This is a genomic window from Streptomyces gottesmaniae, assembly GCF_031845845.1.
Classification (GTDB): domain Bacteria; phylum Actinomycetota; class Actinomycetes; order Streptomycetales; family Streptomycetaceae; genus Streptomyces; species Streptomyces akebiae.
Genome location: NZ_JAVRFJ010000019.1, coordinates 132,056 through 149,641, shown reverse-complemented (window position 1 = coordinate 149,641; position 17,586 = coordinate 132,056). Strand labels below are relative to the sequence as shown.

At 69.0% G+C, this 17,586-nt stretch carries 16 protein-coding genes; 5 read left to right on the top strand and 11 right to left on the bottom strand.

The genetic code is table 11. The features are described from left to right. Positions 1-81: 81 nt before the first annotated feature. From trpD to ctaE, 5 genes are all read right to left on the bottom strand, one after another. Positions 82-1,146 (bottom strand): anthranilate phosphoribosyltransferase, encoded by a 1,065-nt coding sequence (gene trpD / locus RM704_RS22505; protein WP_033528175.1) that lies wholly within the window; start codon positions 1,144-1,146, stop codon positions 82-84. A 101-nt stretch (positions 1,147-1,247) separates the two neighbouring features. Next, positions 1,248-2,888, bottom strand: coding sequence for a cytochrome bc1 complex cytochrome b subunit (gene qcrB, locus RM704_RS22500; RefSeq protein ID WP_033528176.1), 1,641 nt, complete (start codon positions 2,886-2,888; stop codon positions 1,248-1,250). Continuing rightward, positions 2,885-3,940: a cytochrome bc1 complex Rieske iron-sulfur subunit gene (qcrA, locus tag RM704_RS22495; RefSeq protein ID WP_033528177.1), complete on the bottom strand. Its 1,056-nt coding sequence runs from the start codon at positions 3,938-3,940 to the stop codon at positions 2,885-2,887. The genes qcrB and qcrA overlap by 4 nt, the downstream gene beginning before the upstream one ends. Then, entirely contained in the window at positions 3,937-4,746 is an 810-nt protein-coding gene (gene qcrC, locus RM704_RS22490; RefSeq protein WP_033528178.1) for a cytochrome bc1 complex diheme cytochrome c subunit, read from the bottom strand. The genes qcrA and qcrC overlap by 4 nt, the downstream gene beginning before the upstream one ends. A 99-nt stretch (positions 4,747-4,845) precedes the next feature. Then, complete coding sequence (ctaE, locus tag RM704_RS22485; RefSeq protein WP_033528179.1) at positions 4,846-5,466, bottom strand: aa3-type cytochrome oxidase subunit III; 621 nt, start codon at positions 5,464-5,466, stop codon at positions 4,846-4,848. A gap of 144 nt (positions 5,467-5,610) precedes the next feature. Between ctaE and RM704_RS22480 the strand changes: the two genes are divergently transcribed. Continuing rightward, positions 5,611-6,012, top strand: coding sequence for a response regulator (locus RM704_RS22480; protein ID WP_033528180.1), 402 nt, complete (start codon positions 5,611-5,613; stop codon positions 6,010-6,012). Here RM704_RS22480 and RM704_RS22475 read toward each other — a convergent pair. From RM704_RS22475 to ctaC, 4 genes are all read right to left on the bottom strand, one after another. After that, entirely contained in the window at positions 6,009-7,256 is a 1,248-nt protein-coding gene (locus RM704_RS22475; RefSeq protein ID WP_033528181.1) for a L,D-transpeptidase, read from the bottom strand. The two genes, RM704_RS22480 and RM704_RS22475, sit on opposite strands and share 4 nt — an antisense overlap. A gap of 144 nt (positions 7,257-7,400) precedes the next feature. Next, positions 7,401-7,799 carry a cytochrome c oxidase subunit 4 gene (locus RM704_RS22470; protein WP_033528182.1) on the bottom strand — a complete coding sequence of 133 codons (399 nt, stop codon included), beginning with the start codon at positions 7,797-7,799 and terminating at the stop codon, positions 7,401-7,403. Further along, the gene (ctaD, locus tag RM704_RS22465) at positions 7,796-9,538 is read right to left on the bottom strand and encodes an aa3-type cytochrome oxidase subunit I (protein WP_033528183.1); all 1,743 of its coding nucleotides are present in this window, start codon (positions 9,536-9,538) and stop codon (positions 7,796-7,798) included. The genes RM704_RS22470 and ctaD overlap by 4 nt, the downstream gene beginning before the upstream one ends. Continuing rightward, complete coding sequence (ctaC, locus tag RM704_RS22460) at positions 9,535-10,494, bottom strand: aa3-type cytochrome oxidase subunit II (protein ID WP_033528184.1); 960 nt, start codon at positions 10,492-10,494, stop codon at positions 9,535-9,537. The genes ctaD and ctaC overlap by 4 nt, the downstream gene beginning before the upstream one ends. A gap of 282 nt (positions 10,495-10,776) precedes the next feature. Here ctaC and RM704_RS22455 point away from each other — a divergent pair, with 282 nt between their 5' ends. Continuing rightward, positions 10,777-12,159, top strand: a complete 1,383-nt coding sequence (locus tag RM704_RS22455) for a cysteine desulfurase/sulfurtransferase TusA family protein (RefSeq protein ID WP_033528185.1) — start codon at positions 10,777-10,779, stop codon at positions 12,157-12,159. Between the two features lie 146 nt (positions 12,160-12,305). On the opposite strand, the gene RM704_RS22450 is transcribed toward RM704_RS22455, so the two are convergent. Beyond that, complete coding sequence (locus RM704_RS22450; RefSeq protein WP_033528186.1) at positions 12,306-13,280, bottom strand: carbohydrate kinase family protein; 975 nt, start codon at positions 13,278-13,280, stop codon at positions 12,306-12,308. 134 nt (positions 13,281-13,414) lie between these two features. Between RM704_RS22450 and RM704_RS22445 the strand changes: the two genes are divergently transcribed. Both RM704_RS22445 and RM704_RS22440 read left to right on the top strand, forming a co-directional pair. After that, complete coding sequence (locus RM704_RS22445) at positions 13,415-13,624, top strand: hypothetical protein (protein ID WP_033528187.1); 210 nt, start codon at positions 13,415-13,417, stop codon at positions 13,622-13,624. Between the two features lie 84 nt (positions 13,625-13,708). Further along, the gene (locus RM704_RS22440; RefSeq protein ID WP_033528188.1) at positions 13,709-15,565 is read left to right on the top strand and encodes a hypothetical protein; all 1,857 of its coding nucleotides are present in this window, start codon (positions 13,709-13,711) and stop codon (positions 15,563-15,565) included. A 122-nt stretch (positions 15,566-15,687) separates the two neighbouring features. Here the strand turns inward: RM704_RS22440 and RM704_RS22435 are convergent, their stop codons facing one another. Further along, on the bottom strand, positions 15,688-16,044 hold the full coding sequence (locus RM704_RS22435) for a HesB/IscA family protein (protein ID WP_033528189.1): 357 nt from the start codon (positions 16,042-16,044) through the stop codon (positions 15,688-15,690). Positions 16,045-16,358: 314 nt separating this feature from the next. Here RM704_RS22435 and nadA point away from each other — a divergent pair, with 314 nt between their 5' ends. Beyond that, positions 16,359-17,543 (top strand): quinolinate synthase NadA, encoded by a 1,185-nt coding sequence (nadA, locus tag RM704_RS22430; RefSeq protein ID WP_033528190.1) that lies wholly within the window; start codon positions 16,359-16,361, stop codon positions 17,541-17,543. The last annotated feature ends 43 nt before the right edge of the window (positions 17,544-17,586 follow it).

The following is a 17,586-nucleotide window of genomic DNA, read 5'->3' as shown; positions in this document are numbered from 1 at the left end:
GGTCTTTTAGGGGCGCGGGGAACTGCGCGAGAAGCCCCACCGGGCCGCACCCGCCCACGCACCCGCGCCCACCCGCCGCAACTACCGGTTCGTCGCCGCGACCCACCGCTCGAGAACTCCCCGCGCCGCCCCGGAATCGATCGACTCCGCGGCCTTGGCCATCCCAGCCCGCAACTGCTCCGCCAGCGACGCGGACGACGGCTCCAACGCCACCAGCGCCGCCGCCGAGTTGAGCAGCACCGCGTCCCGCACGGGACCGGTCTCCCCGCCCAGCAGCCGCCGCGCGACATCCGCGTTGTAGGACGCGTCGGCCCCCCGCAGCGCCTCCACCGGCACGAGCTCCAAACCCACGTCACGCGGGTCGAAGCCCTCCTCGGTCACCTTGCCGTCCCGCACGACCCACACCCGCGAGGTCGCCGTGGTCGTCAGCTCGTCCAGCCCGTCGTCCCCTCGGAAGACGAGCGAGGAGTTGCCGCGCTCGGCGAAGACGCCGGCCATGATCGGTGCCATACGGGGGTCCGCGACACCGACCGCCTGGGCCCGTACCTTCGCGGGGTTGGCCAGCGGCCCGAGCGCGTTGAAGACGGTCCTGATGCCCAACTGACCGCGCGCGGCCGCCACATGACGCAGCGCCGGATGGAACTTCACCGCGAAGCAGAAGGTGATCCCGGCCTCCTCGGCGACCTCGGCGACCCGCTGCGGCGTCAGCTCCAGATTCACGCCCAGCTTCTCCAGCACATCGGACGCCCCGGAGGCCGACGACGCGGCCCGGTTGCCGTGCTTGACGACCTTCGCTCCCGTACCGGCGACGACGATCGACGACATCGTGGAGATGTTGACCGTCCTGGCGCCGTCCCCGCCCGTACCGACGATGTCGACGGTCCTCCCGGACACCTCGATCACCTTGGCGTGCTCGTACAGCGCCTCGACGAGACCGGTGATCTCCTCGACGGTCTCCCCCTTGGCCCGCAGCGCCACCACGAATCCGGCGATCTGCGCGTCCGTCGCCTCACCGCGCATGATCTGGTCCATCGCCCAGAAGGTGGCACCGGCGTCCTGGTCGTGCCCGGACAGCAGCGCGTTCAGCACGGCGGGCCAGGAACGGCCCGCCGCGGTGTCGCCTCCAGCGGGGGTCACAGCGCTCATAGCCGCTCCTGGGTGTTCTCGCGCGCGGGAGAACCGCGCGATCCGTGAGACCTGTTGGTGCGTCCACCCTATCCAGGTCGGAGCACGGCGAAGCGAAGCGATCAGTGGTGGCCGTGGCCGCTCGTGATCTCCTTGTACTCCTCGACGGTCGGCTTGGCGATCTGGCTGTCCTCGCCGTAGTAGCCCTTGCTCAGCTTGACGCGGGCCTTCTCCAGGCGCGAGACCTTGCGGACGACACCGTTCTCGTCGACCGCGGGACCGATCTCGGCCGGCTTGTACTGCTCGTGCGCCGTGAGCGTGTGCAGCTGCTCCTGGCTGAGCGGCTCGTGGACCTCGATGAACTCACCGTGCGGCAGGCGCTTGATGATGCCGGTCTCGCGACCGTGCAGGATCTTGTCCTTGTCCCGGCGCTGCAGGCCGAGGCAGATGCGCTTGGTGACGATGAACGCGAGGACCGGGGCCACGAAGAACGCGATCCGGACGAACCAGGTGATGGCGTTGATCGACAGGTGGAAGTGGGTCGCCCAGAGGTCGTTTCCACCACCGATCAGCAGGACCATGTACCAGGTGATCCACGCGACACCGAAGGCCGTACGGGTCGGCGCGTTGCGCGGGCGGTCCAGGATGTGGTGCTCGCGCTTGTCGCCGGTGACCCAGGACTCGATGAACGGGTAGACCGCGATCGCGACCAGGACCAGCGGGAAGATCACCAGCGGGATGAAGACACCCAGGACGAGCGTGTGACCCCAGAAGTTGATCTCCCAGCCCGGCATGACACGGATCAGACCCTCGGAGAAGCCCATGTACCAGTCGGGCTGGGCACCGGTGGAGACCTGGTCGGGCCGGTAGGGGCCCATGGTCCAGATCGGGTTGATCGTGGCGATCGCCGAGATGATCGCGATGACACCGAAGACCAGGAAGAAGAAGCCGCCGGCCTTCGCCATGTACACGGGGAGCAGCGGCATGCCGACGACGTTGTTGTTCGTCTTTCCGGGACCCGCGTACTGCGTGTGCTTGTGGTAGAAGACCAGGATCAGGTGCGCCACCACCAGGCCGAGCATGATGCCCGGCAGCAGCAGGATGTGGACCGAGTAGAAGCGGGCCACGAAGTCGCCGCCCGGGAACTCCCCGCCGAAGAGGAAGAACGACAGGTACGTGCCGACGATCGGCACGGACAGGACCGCGCCCTCCATGAAGCGGACACCGGTGCCGGAGAGCAGGTCGTCCGGGAGCGAGTAACCGGTGAAGCCGGTGAACATGCCGAGGACGAACAGCAGGAAGCCGAACAGCCAGTTGACCTCACGCGGCTTGCGGAACGCGCCGGTGAAGAACACACGCATCATGTGCACGAACATGCCGGCGAGGAAGACCAACGCGGCCCAGTGGTGGATCTGCCGGATCAGCAGACCACCGCGCACCTCGAAGGAGATGTGCATGGTCGAGTTGAACGCCTCGGACATCAGCTGGCCCTGCAGCGGGACGTAGCTGCCGTGGTACTCCACCTCGTTCATCGACGGGTGGAAGAACAGCGTCAGGTACACACCCGTGAGGATGATGATGATGAAGCTGTACAGGCAGATCTCGCCCAACATGAACGACCAGTGGTCGGGGAAGATCTTGCGCATGTTGGCCTTGGCCAGGGAGTAGATCCCGAGCCGGCCGTCGGCCCAGTCGGCCACGCGCTCGCCGGCCGGGGCCTTGTCACGCTTGTCGCGTGCGTCGGTGCTGGTCGTAGTGCTCATCCGCGCTCCCAGAAGGCAGGACCGACGGGCTCTTCGAAGTCGCCGACCGCTTGGAGGTAGCCGTCCTCACCGACGGTGATCCGCAGCTGCGGAAGGGCGTGACCCGCGGGGCCGAAGATGACCCGGCCGCCGTCGGCGAGGTCGAAGGTGGACTGGTGGCAGGGGCAGAGCACGTGGTGCGTCTGCTGCTCGTACAGGGAGATCGGGCATCCCACGTGGGTGCAGATCTTCGAGAACGCCACGATGCCCTCGTGGGACCACTCCAGCTCGCGCTTGTCCTTGATGTCGTCCGGCTGGATCCGGACGATCATCAGGGCGTCCTTGGCGATGTTCTTCTGGAAGTCGTGGTCGTGCTCGTCCAGGCCGTCCGGCATGGCGAAGGTCAGCGACCCGACCGCGACGTCCGAGGGGCGCAGCGGCTCGTTGGTGTTCATGTTGACGAGCTTCTTGCCCTTGGCCCACGTGGTGTGCCGCAGCTTGGTGCCGGGCGCGGGGCCGAGGCCGCCGAGCAGGAAGACACCGGAGAGCGGGAACAGGGTCAGCGCGCCGAACATCGTGTTGCGGATCAGCTTGCGGCGGCCGAGCGCGGACTCCTTGGCACCCTGCGCGAAGTCGGCGAGGACCTTCGCCTTGACCTCGGGCGAGGCCTCGATCGGGTGGCGCTCGTCGGCGACCTCCACGTCCGACATCAGCGTGCGGGCCCAGTGGACCGCGCCGGCGCCGATGCAGAACAGCGACAGGCCCAGCGTCATGCCCAGCGCGAAGTTCAGCGCGCTGATGTGACCGATCGGCCAGATGTAGACCGACTTGTCGACGTCGATCATCAGGTACGCGGCGATGAAGCCGACGGTGGCCAGCATCGACACCGTGAACAGCAGGGCGACCGTGCGCTCGGACCGCTTGGCGGCCCGCTCGTCGATGTCCTGGACCCGGTGCTCGTGGGGCGGCAGGCCGGGGTCCGCGAAGGGGTTCTTCTCGTCCGCGACCGTCACCGCGCCGTGCGTGTCCTGCTCGGTGGGCAGGTTCTCTTCTGGAATCTCTTGGCTACTCATGACTTCTTGGCCTTTGCGGTCCGAGCGGCGACCCAGACGGCGACGGCGATCAGCGCGCCGAGCCCGAACACCCAGCCGAAGAGGCCTTCGCTGACCGGGCCGAGCCCGCCGAGGCTGAGGCCACCGGGCTCCACGGTGTCGTCGCTGTTGACCGCGTCGAGGTACGCGATGATGTCCTTCTTGTTCTCCTCCGACAGCGTGGTGTCGGGGAAGGACGGCATGTTCTGCGGGCCCGTCTGCATGGCCTCGTAGATGTGCTTCGGGTCGACACCCTCAAGGGACGGCGCGTACTTGCCCTCGGACAGCGCACCACCCTTGCCGGTGAAGTTGTGGCACTGAGCGCAGTTGGTCCGGAAGAGTTCGCCGCCCTCGGCGATGTCCGCGCCCTCGGGGTCGTACTCGTTCTCGGTCGGGATCTCCGGGCCGGCGCCCAGGGAGGAGATGTACGCCGCGAGCTGGTCGATCTCGGCCTGCGAGTAGACGACCGGCTTCTTCGGGACCTGCGCGCCCGGCTGCTGGGCCGGCATACGGCCGGTGCCGACCTGGAAGTCGACGGCCGCCGCGCCCACACCCACCAGGCTGGGACCGTCGGAGGTGCCCTGACCGCCGGTGCCGTGGCAACTCGCGCAGCCGACGGCGTAGAGCTTCTTGCCCTCCTCGATGGTGAGGGTCTGCGCGGTTTCTTCGGCCACCGCCTTGTCCGCGGGTGCGAAGGCGGTGTACAGCCCCGCGCAGGCCGCCAGCGCGATGGTTAGGACGACGAGCGCCGCCAGCGGATGGCGTCGTCGTGCGGAGAGCTTTTTCACGGATTACCCCGGTGTCAGGATCTTCTGCGTCGGTGCTTCTGGAAGGGTCGTTCTCGGTACGAGGCGGGCGCGTCGGTCGGCCCGGCTCGGCCGACCGATCTACTTGATCATGTAGATCGTGGCGAAGAGGCCGATCCAGACGACATCGACGAAGTGCCAGTAGTAGGACACGACGATGGCCGCGGTCGCCTGCTCGTGGGTGAACCTCTTGGCCGCGTAGGTGCGTCCGAGGACCAGCAGGAAGGCGATGAGACCGCCCGTCACGTGCAGGCCGTGGAAGCCGGTGGTCAGGTAGAAGACCGAGCCGTACGGGTCGGACGAGAGCGACAGGCCCTCGTGCTTGACCAGCTCGGTGTACTCGAAGACCTGACCGCCGATGAAGATCGCACCCATCACGAACGTGACGATGAACCACATCCGGAGCTTCTTCACGTCCCCGCGCTCGGCGGCGAACACGCCGAGCTGGCAGGTGAGGGAGGAGAGCACCAGGATCGTGGTGTTCGTCGCCGAGAACGGGAAGTTCAGGGTGTCGGCCTTCTCCGACCAGAACTCCGGACCGGTCACCGATCGCAGGGTGAAGTACATCGCGAAGAGGGCCGCGAAGAACATCAGCTCGGAACTCAACCAGATGATGGTTCCGACGCTGGTGAGGTTCGGCCGGTTGACCGACGGGTGCGCGTGCCCGGTTTCTACTGTCGTTGCTGTCGCCACGACCGACATTATGTCGGTCGCTTATCCCGCCCTCACTCCGGGGGGTGCCGTTCGGAGTGTTGCTCCCTTCCGTACCGGTGCTGACGTGGTGTTCGAGGGAGTAGCATCCGCGCATCGGGCCTGTCCTTAAGACGCTGACGTCACGGAGGAACAATGCAGCCGACCGCCACGGTGCTGGTCTACAGCGACGACTCCAACACCCGCGAACAAGTTCGGTTGGCGACGGGGCGCCGTCCGGCACCGGACGTGCCCCAGGTGGAGTTCCTGGAGTGCGCGACCCCCGCCGCCGTCGTCAAGGAGCTGGACAAGGGCGGGATCGACGTCTGCGTCCTGGACGGCGAGGCCGTGCCCATGGGGGGCATGGGGGTGTGCCGGCAGATCAAGGACGAGATCTTCGAGTGCCCGCCGGTGCTGGTGCTGATCGGTCGGCCGCAGGACGCGTGGCTCGCGACGTGGAGCCGGGCGGACGCTGCGGTGACCCTGCCGGTGGAGCCGGTGGAGTTCGCGGCGGCGCTCGCCGCCCTGCTCCGCAGCAGGCAGGCGCTGAGCGCCTAGACCGACTCCGGCCTCAGGCGGGCCTGCACCTGGGGCCCGGGGACTTCCTTCGTGCCGCCCACCAGGGCGCTGCCCTCGCGCCAGTTCTTCCAGTCGAGGTTCCAGTCGCCGTAGCCGTTGCCGAAGGGGGCCATGGTGTCGCCGGCCGAGTTGACGACCTCGACGATGTCGCCCTCGTTGATGGTGTCGTAGAACCACTGGGCGTTGCCGGTGCTCATGCCGGTGCAGCCGTGGCTGACGTTGGCGTACCCCTGGGAGCCGGTGGACCAGGGGGCGGCGTGGACGTACTCGCCGCTGTTGGTGACCCTGACGGAGTGGTGCACGGTGAGGTCGTAGAAGTCCGACGCACCTATGCTGGCGCTGGTCATACGAACGGTACCTTCCTTGGCCAGCACCACTTTGACCCCGTTGCGGGTGTCGTAGCCGGGCATGCCGGTGGTCACCGGTATCTGCTTGATGACCTCGTCGTTCTTGTAGACGGTCATCTGGTGCGCCGAGGCGTCCGTGACGGCGACTATCTTCGCGCCGGTCGTCAGCTCGATGGGCTCGGCCCTGCCGCCCCAGAGCCGGTCGCCTATCTTGAGCCCCTCCAGGTTGCTGTGCACCCGGATGGTGGCCTCGGCGGGCCAGTACTCCTTGGGCCGGTAGTGCAGCTTCTTGTCGTCCACCCAGTGCCAGGCGCCCTCCACGGCCGGCGTCGAGTCCACCTTGAGCGCCCGTTCGACGACGGCCCGCGCGGCCTTGTCCTCGACCGGTCGGCTGAGCTCGGCGGTGACGGGCTGGCCGACGCCGTACCTGCCCTCCTTCGGTCCGAAGGTGACGTTCAGGCGCTTCTTGGTGAGCGGGCGGCCGGTGTCGAAGGCCATGGTCTCGCGGCCGGGGGCGCCGTCCTCGTCCTCGGTGCTCACGTGGACCGTGTAGCGGGCGTTGGCGGCGAGCGGTGAGGTGGAGTGCCAGCGACCCCCGTCGGCGGAGAGTTCGCCCGCCACATAGCGTCCTGCGGCGTCCACGGCGGTGACGTCGGTGATGCGTCCGTCGTCCTCGGCGGTGACTTCCAGCGGCTTGTCCGGGTCGGCCTTCTCGCCGTCGCCGGTGGGGGTGTTGAAGGAGACGTGGTCGGCCGCGTCGTAGGGCGTGCCCGAGAGGGGGTGGCCACCGGAACCGCAGGCGGTGACGCCCGCTCCCAGGGAGACCACCAGCAGGGCGCAGCCGGCGACCGTGCGGTTACGGGGTGATGTGTTCATGGGTTCAACGTAGGAACGCCCGTCGGGCGCGGCGCGCCGGGTGACCCGAGTGGGCTACGCGGGACGTGGCGAAAGGGGGAAGCCCGGACCTCCTGTCGGAGTGTCCGGGCTTCCGTACGCGCGGTGCGTGCTAGCGGCGCGGTGCTACTGGTTCTGGTTCTCGCCGCGGTAGTACTCGAAGACCCAGCCCCACAGGCCGATCAGGATGATCGGGGTCGAGAAGTACAGCAGCCACCAGCCGAAGACGACGCCCATGAAGGCGAGCGCGCCGCCCACGCCCAGGGCGAGGGGCTGCCAGCTGTGCGGGCTGAAGAAGCCCAGCTCACCGGCGTCGTCCGCGACGTCGGCCTCCTTGTCGTCCTGCGCGCCCACGTCGACCCGCCGGGCCGTGAAGGCCAGGTAGTAGCCGACCATGATGCACAGACCGAAGGCCAGGAACAGCGCCGTGGTGCCGGCCGGCTCCTTCGACCACACGCCATAGACGATCGCCATGGCGAGGACGAAGACGCTCAGCCAGATGAACATCTTGCCTTGGACCTTCACTTGCCGGCCTCCTTGCCGCTGGTCGCGAGCTCGTTGGCCGCCGGGCCGCCGTGCGCGAGCTGCTCGAGCGCGGCGATCTCCGGGTGGTGCAGGTCGAACGCCGGGGATTCACTGCGGATCCGCGGCAGGGTGAGGAAGTTGTGCCGCGGCGGCGGGCAGGAGGTCGCCCACTCCAGGGAGCGGCCGTAGCCCCACGGGTCGTCGACGCCGACGGGCTTGCCGTACTTGGCGGTCTTCCACACGTTGTAGAGGAACGGCAGGATCGACAGACCGAGCACGAACGAGGCGATCGTGGAGATCGTGTTCAGCGCGGTGAAACCGTCGGCCGCGAGGTAGTCCGCGTACCGGCGCGGCATGCCCTCGGCGCCCAGCCAGTGCTGGACGAGGAAGGTGCCGTGGAAGCCGATGAACAGCGTCCAGAAGGTGATCTTGCCGAGGCGCTCGTCGAGCATCTTGCCCGTCATCTTCGGCCACCAGAAGTGGAAGCCGGAGAACATCGCGAACACCACGGTGCCGAAGACGACGTAGTGGAAGTGCGCCACCACGAAGTACGAGTCGGAGACGTGGAAGTCCATCGGGGGCGAGGCCAGGATGACACCGGTCAGACCACCGAAGGTGAAGGTGATCAGGAAGCCGGTCGCCCAGAGCATCGGCGTCTCGAAGGACAACGAGCCCTTCCACATCGTGCCGATCCAGTTGAAGAACTTCACACCGGTCGGTACGGCGATGAGGAACGTCATGAAGGAGAAGAACGGCAGCAGTACGCCACCGGTGACGTACATGTGGTGCGCCCACACCGTGACGGAGAGGCCGGCGATCGCGATGGTCGCGCCGATCAGGCCCATGTAGCCGAACATCGGCTTGCGGGAGAAGACCGGGATGACCTCGGAGATGATGCCGAAGAACGGCAGCGCGATGATGTACACCTCTGGATGGCCGAAGAACCAGAAGAGGTGTTGCCAGAGCAGGGCGCCGCCGTTGGCCGCGTCGAAGACGTGCGCACCGAACTTGCGGTCCGCCTCCAGGGCGAACAGCGCGGCCGCGAGGACCGGGAAGGCGAGCAGGACCAGGACACCGGTCAGCAGCACGTTCCAGGTGAAGATCGGCATGCGGAACATGGTCATGCCGGGCGCGCGCATGCAGATGATCGTGGTGATGAAGTTGACCGAGCCGAGGATCGTGCCGAAGCCGGAGAAGGCCAGACCCATGATCCACATGTCGGCGCCGATGCCCGGGCTGCGGACCGCGTCCGACAGCGGGCTGTAGGCGAACCAGCCGAAGTCGGCCGCGCCCTGCGGGGTGAGGAAGCCACCGACCGCGATGAGCGAGCCGAAGAGGTACAGCCAGTACGCGAACATGTTCAGCCGCGGGAACGCCACGTCGGGCGCGCCGATCTGCAGCGGCATGATCCAGTTGGCGAATCCGGCGAACAGCGGCGTCGCGAACATCAGCAGCATGATCGTGCCGTGCATCGTGAACGCCTGGTTGAACTGCTCGTTCGACATGATCTGCGTACCCGGGCGGGCGAGCTCGGCGCGCATGAAGAGCGCCATGACGCCGCCGATGCAGAAGAACGCGAACGACGTGACCAGGTACAGCGTGCCGATCGTCTTGTGGTCGGTGGTCGTCAGCCACTTCACCACGACGTTGCCGGGCTGCTTGCGCCGTACCGGCAGCTCGTCCTCGTACGAGCCTCCGGTCTCGGCGGAAGCACCCTGGGGTTCGTTGAGGATGCTCACAGTTGGTTCGTCTCCCGGTTCTTCTCGTGGCTCGTCTGCTCAATGCCGGCCGGGACGTAACCGGTCTGACCCTTCTCCACGAGCGACTTGAGGTGCTCCTCGTAGCGCTCCTGGGAGACGACCTTCACGTTGAAGAGCATCCGAGAGTGGTCCACGCCGCAGAGTTCGGCGCACTTGCCCAGGAAGGTGCCCTCCTGGTTGGGGGTCACCTGGAAGGCGTTGGTGTGGCCCGGGATGACGTCCTGCTTCATCAGGAACGGCACCACCCAGAAGGAGTGGATGACGTCACGCGAGGTGAGGACGAAGCGGACCGTCTTGCCCTCAGGGAGCCAGAGGGTCGGGCCGGGGTTGCCGGTCTGCGGGTTCTTGTCGCCAGGAATGCCGCAGGTGTAGGCGCCGCCGGCGTTCGCCGGGAAGTCCTCCTTGAACCGGTCCGGGATGGCGGCCAGGTTCTCGTCGGTCTTCGCGTCGCCCGTGGAGCCGTCGACGTTCTCGATGTAGTTGAAGCACCAGCTCCACTGGAAGCCGACCACGTTCACCGTGAGGTCGGGCTTCTTCGACGTGTCGAGGAGCTTCGACTCGTCGCGGGCGGTGAAGTAGAAGAGCACCGAGACGATGATCAGCGGGACGACCGTGTACAGCGCCTCGATGGGCATGTTGTACCGGGTCTGTGGGGGAACTTCGACCTTGGTGCGGCTGCGCCGGTGGAAGAAAGCACTCCACAGGATCAGGCCCCACACCAGCACGCCCGTGGCGAGCGCGGCCGCCCACGACCCCTGCCACAGGGAGAGGATCCGCGGAGCCTCTTCCGTGGTCGGGGTGGGCATACCCAGGCGGGGGAAGTCCTCCCATGTGCAACCGGTGGCGGTCGCCAGGACCAGGCCTGCGGTCATTGCCTGCAGCAGCTTCCGCCGCATCGGGCGCCGCGGCGAGCGGTCGGAGCCGTTGGGACTCACGTAGCGCCTTCCCGAGAGTCTCGCCCGCGCGGTATGGCTGCGGCCTTCTCGCTGGTCGGTCGCCGCCCTGCGACGGGCAGGGGTTTGGATGTTTATGCGGACCAAACCCTACTGGACGCGTTTTGGGGTCGCGCGGGGAGGGGGTACCAACTCGCCGGGGGTCACGCCGGGTGCCTAATAGCTCGGGGGTTCGGGTGTTTTGGCGGGTGCGGGGGGTGTTGTGGTCGTTCGCGGAGTTCCCCGCACCCCTTTGTCGTCGGCCCGAGGCTTTAGCGTTGACCTGTGGCCTACTTCGACTCCGCTTCCTCCGCTCCTCTCCATCCCGTCGCCCGGCAGGCGTTGCTGGCTTCACTGGACGAGGGGTGGGCGGATCCCGCGCGGTTGTACCGGGAGGGGCGGCGGGCCCGGCTGTTGCTCGACGCGGCCCGGGAGGCCGCCGCCGAGGCCGTGGGGTGCCGGGCGGACGAACTGGTCTTCACGTCGTCCGGGACGCGGGCCGTGCATTCCGGGATCGCGGGCGTGCTGGCCGGGCGGCGGCGGACGGGAGGTCACCTGATCGTGTCGGCGGTCGAACACTCTTCGGTGCTGCACGCGGCGGAGGTGCACGAGGCGGGGGGCGGAGCGGTCACCCAGGTGGCGGTGGACCGTGCCGGGGCCGTCACCGCGTCCGCCTACGCCGAGGCCCTGCGGCCGGACACCGCGCTCGCCTGCCTCCAGTCCGCCAACCACGAGGTGGGGACCGAGCAGCCGGTGGCCGAGGTGGCGGCGGTCTGCCGGGAGGCCGGGGTGCCGCTGCTGGTGGACGCGGCACAGTCGCTGGGGTGGGGCCGGGTGCACGGGGACTGGTCGGTGTTGACCGGCAGTGCCCATAAATGGGGCGGACCGTCCGGAGTCGGGCTGTTCGTCGTCCGCAAGGGTGTGCGGTTCGCGGCGCAAGGGCCCACCGACGAGCGGGAGTCGGGGCGGGCCGCCGGCTTCGAGAACATCCCGGCGATCGTGGCGGCCGCCGCCTCACTGCGGGCCGTGCGGGCGGAGGCCGACGAGGAGGCCGTACGGCTGCGGGAGTTGACGGAGCGGATCCGGGCGCGGGTGCCGTCGCTGGTGCCGGACGTGGAGGTGGTGGGCGACCCGGAGCGCCGGCTGCCCGGAGTAGTCACCTTCTCCTGTCTCTATGTCGACGGGGAGACACTGCTGCACGAGCTGGACCGCGAGGGCTTCTCCGTCTCCTCCGGGTCCTCCTGTACGAGCAGCACGCTGACGCCGAGCCATGTGCTGCGGGCCATGGGGGTGCTGAGCGAGGGGAACGTGCGGGTCTCGCTGCCGACGGGGGCGGCGGCCGAGGACGTCGAGCGGTTCCTGTCCGTGCTGCCGGGGGCGGTCGCGGCGGTGCGCGAGAAGCTCGGGGCGCCGACGACCACCACCGTGGCGGCCGTGCGGGAGGACACCCTCGTCGTGGACGCGCTCGGCAGGCGGTGCCCGATCCCCGTCATCGAGCTGGCCAAGGTGATCGGGGACGTCCCGGTCGGCGGCACGGTCCGCGTCCTGTCGGACGACGAGGCGGCCCGCCTGGACATCCCGGCGTGGTGCGAGATGCGGGGCCAGGAGTACGTGGGCGAGGAGCCGGTGGAGCGGGGTTCGGCGTACGTGGTGCGCAGGGTGAGCTGACGCGTTCCCCGCGCCCCGGGAAACCCGGGGCGCGGGGAACCGCGCGAGCAAGCACATCGAACCGACGGCCGACGACGATCGGCCTCGGCGACCCGTGGTCGCGACGACCCCGTGGTCGCGACGACCCGGTGGTCGCGACGGCGACCTCAGCCGAGGTGAGCCTGAACCTCTTCGGCGGCGTCCTGCCCGTACGCCTTGGTGAACCGCTCCATGAAGTGCCCACGCCGCAGCTGGTACTCCTGCGTGCCGACCGTCTCGATGACCAGCGTCGCGAGCATGCAGCCGACCTGCGCGGCCCGCTCCAGCGAGACGCCCCACGCCAGCCCGGACAGGAACCCGGCCCGGAAGGCGTCGCCGACACCGGTGGGGTCGGCCTTGCGCTCCTCCTCGGCGCAGCCGACCTCGATCGGGTCGTGCCCGGCCCGCTCGACACGGACACCGCGCGCGCCGAGCGTGGTCACCCGGTGGCCCACCTTCGCGAGGATCTCCTCGTCCGACCAGCCGGTCTTGGACTCGATGAGGCCCTTCTCGTACTCGTTGGAGAACAGGTACGTGGCGCCGTCCAGCAGTATCCGGATCTCCTCCCCTCCCATACGGGCGATCTGCTGGGAGAAGTCCGCGGCGAAGGGGATGGCCCGCGAGCGGCACTCCTCCGTGTGGCGGAGCATCGCCTCCGGGTCGTCCGCGCCGATCAGGACGAGGTCGAGGCCGCCGACCCGGTCGGCGACGGTCTTCAGCTCGATGAGGCGGGCCTCGCTCATCGCGCCGGTGTAGAAGGAGCCGATCTGGTTGTGGTCGGCGTCCGTGGTGCACACGAAGCGGGCCGTGTGCAGCGTCTCGGAGATGCGCACGGAGGAGGTGTCCACTCCGTGCCGGTCGAGCCACGCGCGGTACTCGTCGAAGTCGGCACCCGCCGCGCCGACCAGGATCGGCCGCGTGCCGAGCTGCCCCATGCCGAACGCGATGTTCGCGCCGACACCGCCTCGGCGTACGTCGAGCTGGTCGACGAGGAAGGAGAGGGAGACCGTGTGCAGTTGGTCCGCGACGAGTTGGTCGGCGAAGCGGCCCGGGAAGGTCATCAGATGGTCGGTGGCGATGGAGCCGGAGACTGCGATACGCACGGCGAGGACACACTCCTGCGAAGGGAGGGGGATTGACAGTTCACGCTACCGGGTCGTCCGCGTGCACTGAAGCAGGCGAAACTACCCGATAGTAGGTCTTTCTTCGTGGGGTTTCCGATGCGTACGGTGCCGTTATGACAAACCCCAAGATCCATGGCACCGTCCCGTTCGACCCGGACGGCGGCCTCGCGGCCCTGCGTGGCGACTGCGCCCGGATGGTTCCGCACTGGGCGGCCCCCGCGAAGGTCATTACGGCTCCGGTGTCCCCTTCGCTCATTCACGGGGTGACGGTGCCGGCGACGTCCGCGCGCCTGGTCGACGCGATGCCGGAGTACGGCGACTGAGGGAACCGTCGGCTCCTCCGCCGCGTCCCATCGCTGTCCCCCGTATAGGGGAGGCGGTGTACGACTTGCCGAAGGAGCGATGCGGTGAACCCCGAGCGACCCGACAACCCCGAGAACCCGGACGAGGGCCCCGCGCCCGACGCCACCGCGGAACTCGGGGCTGCCGGGGACGACGCCCCTGCGGCCGACGCGACCGGGAACGCCGAGGAGACAGAGACGGCCGCGCGGCCGGAGAGTTCCGAGAGCGCCGAGAAGGCCGTGCAGAGCGAGAAGGCCGTGCAGAGCGAGAAGGCCGTGCAGAGCGAGAAGGCCGTGCAGAGCGAGAAGGCCGATGCGCCTGCCGAGCAGGCTCCGGCTTCCGATCCGGCTCCGGCTCCGGCGGCCACTTCGGCTACCGATCCGACTCCCGCCCCCGCCCCCGCCCCCGCTCACGAGGGTGACCCGGCCGAGCCCGAGCCCCTACGGCGTCCGCGGCGTCCCCGTTCGCGACTGGTCGTGGCGTCGGTGGCCGCCGCCGTGTTGCTGGTCGGGGGTGGCGGGGCGCTCCTCGCCTCGACCTCGTCCGGTGGGGCCGACGGCAGCGCGGGCGGCTCCGGGGCGCCCGGCGGTGACGGCACTCCCCCGCCGCTCACGCTCGACGGGTACCCCGGCGGTGGTTCGAACGGCATCGCACCCGGTGAGCCCGACCCCAACGGGGTCGTCTACCGCGCTGACGGCGACCTGCCCGACGGCCCCGACTCCGCCGCGGTCCACCTGGTCGAGGGCGAGGTGACGGCCGCGGAGGTCGCGCGGCTGGCGAAGGCACTCGGGGTGGAGGGCGAACCGACCGCCGAGGGCGAGGCCTGGCAGGTGGGGGCGGCCGGGGACGGTTCGGGGCCGGTGCTGCGGGTGAACCGGCAGGCACCGGGGACCTGGACGTTCAACCGGTACACGCCGGGCACCGACAACTGCCGGAAGGTCGACGTCTGCACGTCGGGCACCGCCGAGGGCGGGGACCCGGTGAGCGAGGCGGTCGCCAGGAAGGCGGCGGCACCCGTCCTGAAGGCCGTCGGCCAGGACGACGCCAAGCTCGACGCCGGTCAGCTCATGGGCGCCGTACGCGTGGTGAACGCCGATCCCGAGGTGGGTGGACTGCCCACGTACGGCTGGTCGACCGGTGTCCAGGTCGGCGCCGACGGCCAGGTGGTCGGCGGCAGCGGCAATCTGAAGTCGCCGGTGAAGAGCGACACGTACCCCGTCGTCGACGCCGAGCGGGCGCTGGAGCTGATGAACGGCTCGGGCCAGGGTGCCGGCACCGAGCGCGGCGGCATCGGCGGCTGCACCGGTCCCGTACCGCTGGCGGGCGAGAACGGCGCTGCCGGGGAGGGCGGGACGGTCGTGGCGGACGAGACGCCGTGCGAGCGGATGACCGCGCTGCCCAAGCCGGAGGCGGTCACCGTCGAGGACGCGGTGTTCGGCCTCGCGTCGCATCAGGTGGACGGTCACCCGGCGCTGGTGCCGTCGTGGCTGTTCGAGGTGCGGCCGACGGGAGCCCAGGACAGCTACACGGTGACGCATCCGGCGGTGGACCCGGCGTACCTGGCCGCCCCCGAGCCGCGCTCGGAGCCGACCGAGCGGCCCGGCGAGCCGGGTGACACACCGCCGACCGGATCGTCCTCGCACGAGGTGAAGGTGCAGGGCTACACGGTCGACGGCGACAAGCTGACCGTGTCCTTCTGGGGCGGCGTGTGCAGCGACTACTCGGCCTCGGTGAGCGAGGAGTCGGGCGAGGTGAAGGTCACCGTGACCGACACCCCGTGGGAGGGCAAGGTCTGCATCATGATCGCCAAGGTGGTGGAGCGGACGGTCACGCTGGACGAGCCGCTGGGTGACCGGAAGGTTGTCGGGTCGGACGGCGAGACGATCCCGGAGGGCGGGATCGCGGAGCTGCAGCCCCGGTAGGCGCCCCCGCCGCGGGCGGGACGAGGACGCATGACGGTACGACGAAGGCGGCGCCCCCCGCGGAGGGGGTCGCCGCCTTCGTCGTACCTCTGGCGCGCGTGGCGCCACCGCGCAGGCGGGGCTCAGCTGAAGGAGTCGCCGCAGGCGCAGGAACCCGTCGCATTCGGGTTGTCGATGGTGAAGCCCTGCTTCTCGATGGTGTCGACGAAGTCGATCGTGGCGCCGCCCAGGTACGGGGCGCTCATGCGGTCGGTGACGACCTTCACACCGTCGAAGTCCTTCTTCACGTCGCCGTCGAGCGAGCGCTCGTCGAAGAAGAGCTGGTAGCGCAGGCCGGAGCAGCCGCCGGGCTGAACGGCGACACGCAGGGCCAGGTCGTCACGGCCTTCCTGGTCGAGCAGGGCCTTGACCTTGGCCGCGGCGGCGTCGGTCACGATGATGCCGTCGGTGACGGTGCCGGTCTCGTCCGATACGGACATCTACATCTCTCCCGGGTTGTACGGAGACTGCTTGCCGACGATTGCAACCGCCGGGGCGCCGGATTCATTCCGGGCCGCGCGGATCCGTTCGCGTCTCTCTTCATGCTCGCACATGGCCGGTGCGGTGGGCACCGAGCGGCTCAAGGCGGTGGACAACCCCACGCCGGGATTCATGTCACATCGACGCTATGGGCATCGTCAACGTGACGTGAAGCGGTTATGATAGATAGCGTCAATTCGACGAAAAGGATAGCCCGAATGTCCCGCCGACCCTCCACCGGGCGGCGAGCCGCAGAACAGAAAGGGTGCGTGTCGTGACCACCGCCCAGACCCAGGAGCTCGACGTACAGCCGACGCCCCTCGCCCTGCTGCTGCTCGGCCGCGAGGCCGACCCGAGGAGCGAGCGCGGTGTCGAGTGCCCGGGTGACCTCCCCTCCCCGTCCGACCCCGATCTCGTGGAGCGCGCCCGCGCTGCCAAGGAGAAGCTCGGAAACAAGGTCTTCGTGCTCGGCCACCACTACCAGCGCGACGAGGTCATCCAGTTCGCGGACGTCACGGGCGACTCCTTCAAGCTGGCCCGCGACGCGGCGGCCCGCCCCGAGGCGGAGTACATCGTGTTCTGCGGTGTGCACTTCATGGCCGAGTCGGCGGACATCCTCACCGGTGACGACCAGAAGGTCGTCCTGCCGGACCTGGCCGCCGGGTGCTCCATGGCCGACATGGCCACCGCCGAGCAGGTCGCCGAGTGCTGGGACGTGCTGACCGAGGCCGGCATAGCCGAGCAGGTCGTGCCGGTCTCGTACATGAACTCCTCCGCCGACATCAAGGCCTTCACCGGCAAGCACGGCGGCACGATCTGCACCTCGTCGAACGCGAAGCGGGCGCTGGACTGGGCCTTCGAGCAGGGCGAGAAGGTCCTGTTCCTGCCGGACCAGCACCTCGGACGCAACACCGCCGTGCGGGACATGGGCATGTCGCTCGACGACTGCGTCGTCTACAACCCGCACAAGCCGGGCGGCGGCCTGACCGTCGAGCAGCTGCGGGCGGCCAAGATGATCCTGTGGCGGGGCCACTGCTCGGTGCACGGGCGCTTCAGCGTGCAGTCCGTGAACGACGTACGGGAGCGGATCCCGGGCGTCAACGTGCTGGTCCACCCCGAGTGCAAGCACGAGGTCGTGGCGGCGGCGGACCACGTCGGGTCGACCGAGTACATCATCAAGGCGCTGGAGGCCGCGCCCGCCGGTTCCAAGTGGGCGATCGGCACCGAGCTGAACCTCGTGCGGCGGCTGGCGAACCGTTTCGCGCCCGAGGGCAAGGAGGTCGTGTTCCTCGACCGCACGGTCTGCTTCTGCTCGACGATGAACCGCATCGACCTGCCCCACCTGGTGTGGACCCTGGAGTCCCTCGCCGAGGGCACCCTCGTCAACCGCATCGAGGTGGACAAGGAGACCGAGGCGTTCGCGAAGCTCGCGCTGGAGCGGATGCTGGCGCTGCCGTAGCCCTCACGCGGCCGTCCCGCGAGGGACGGCCGCCCTTCGCACG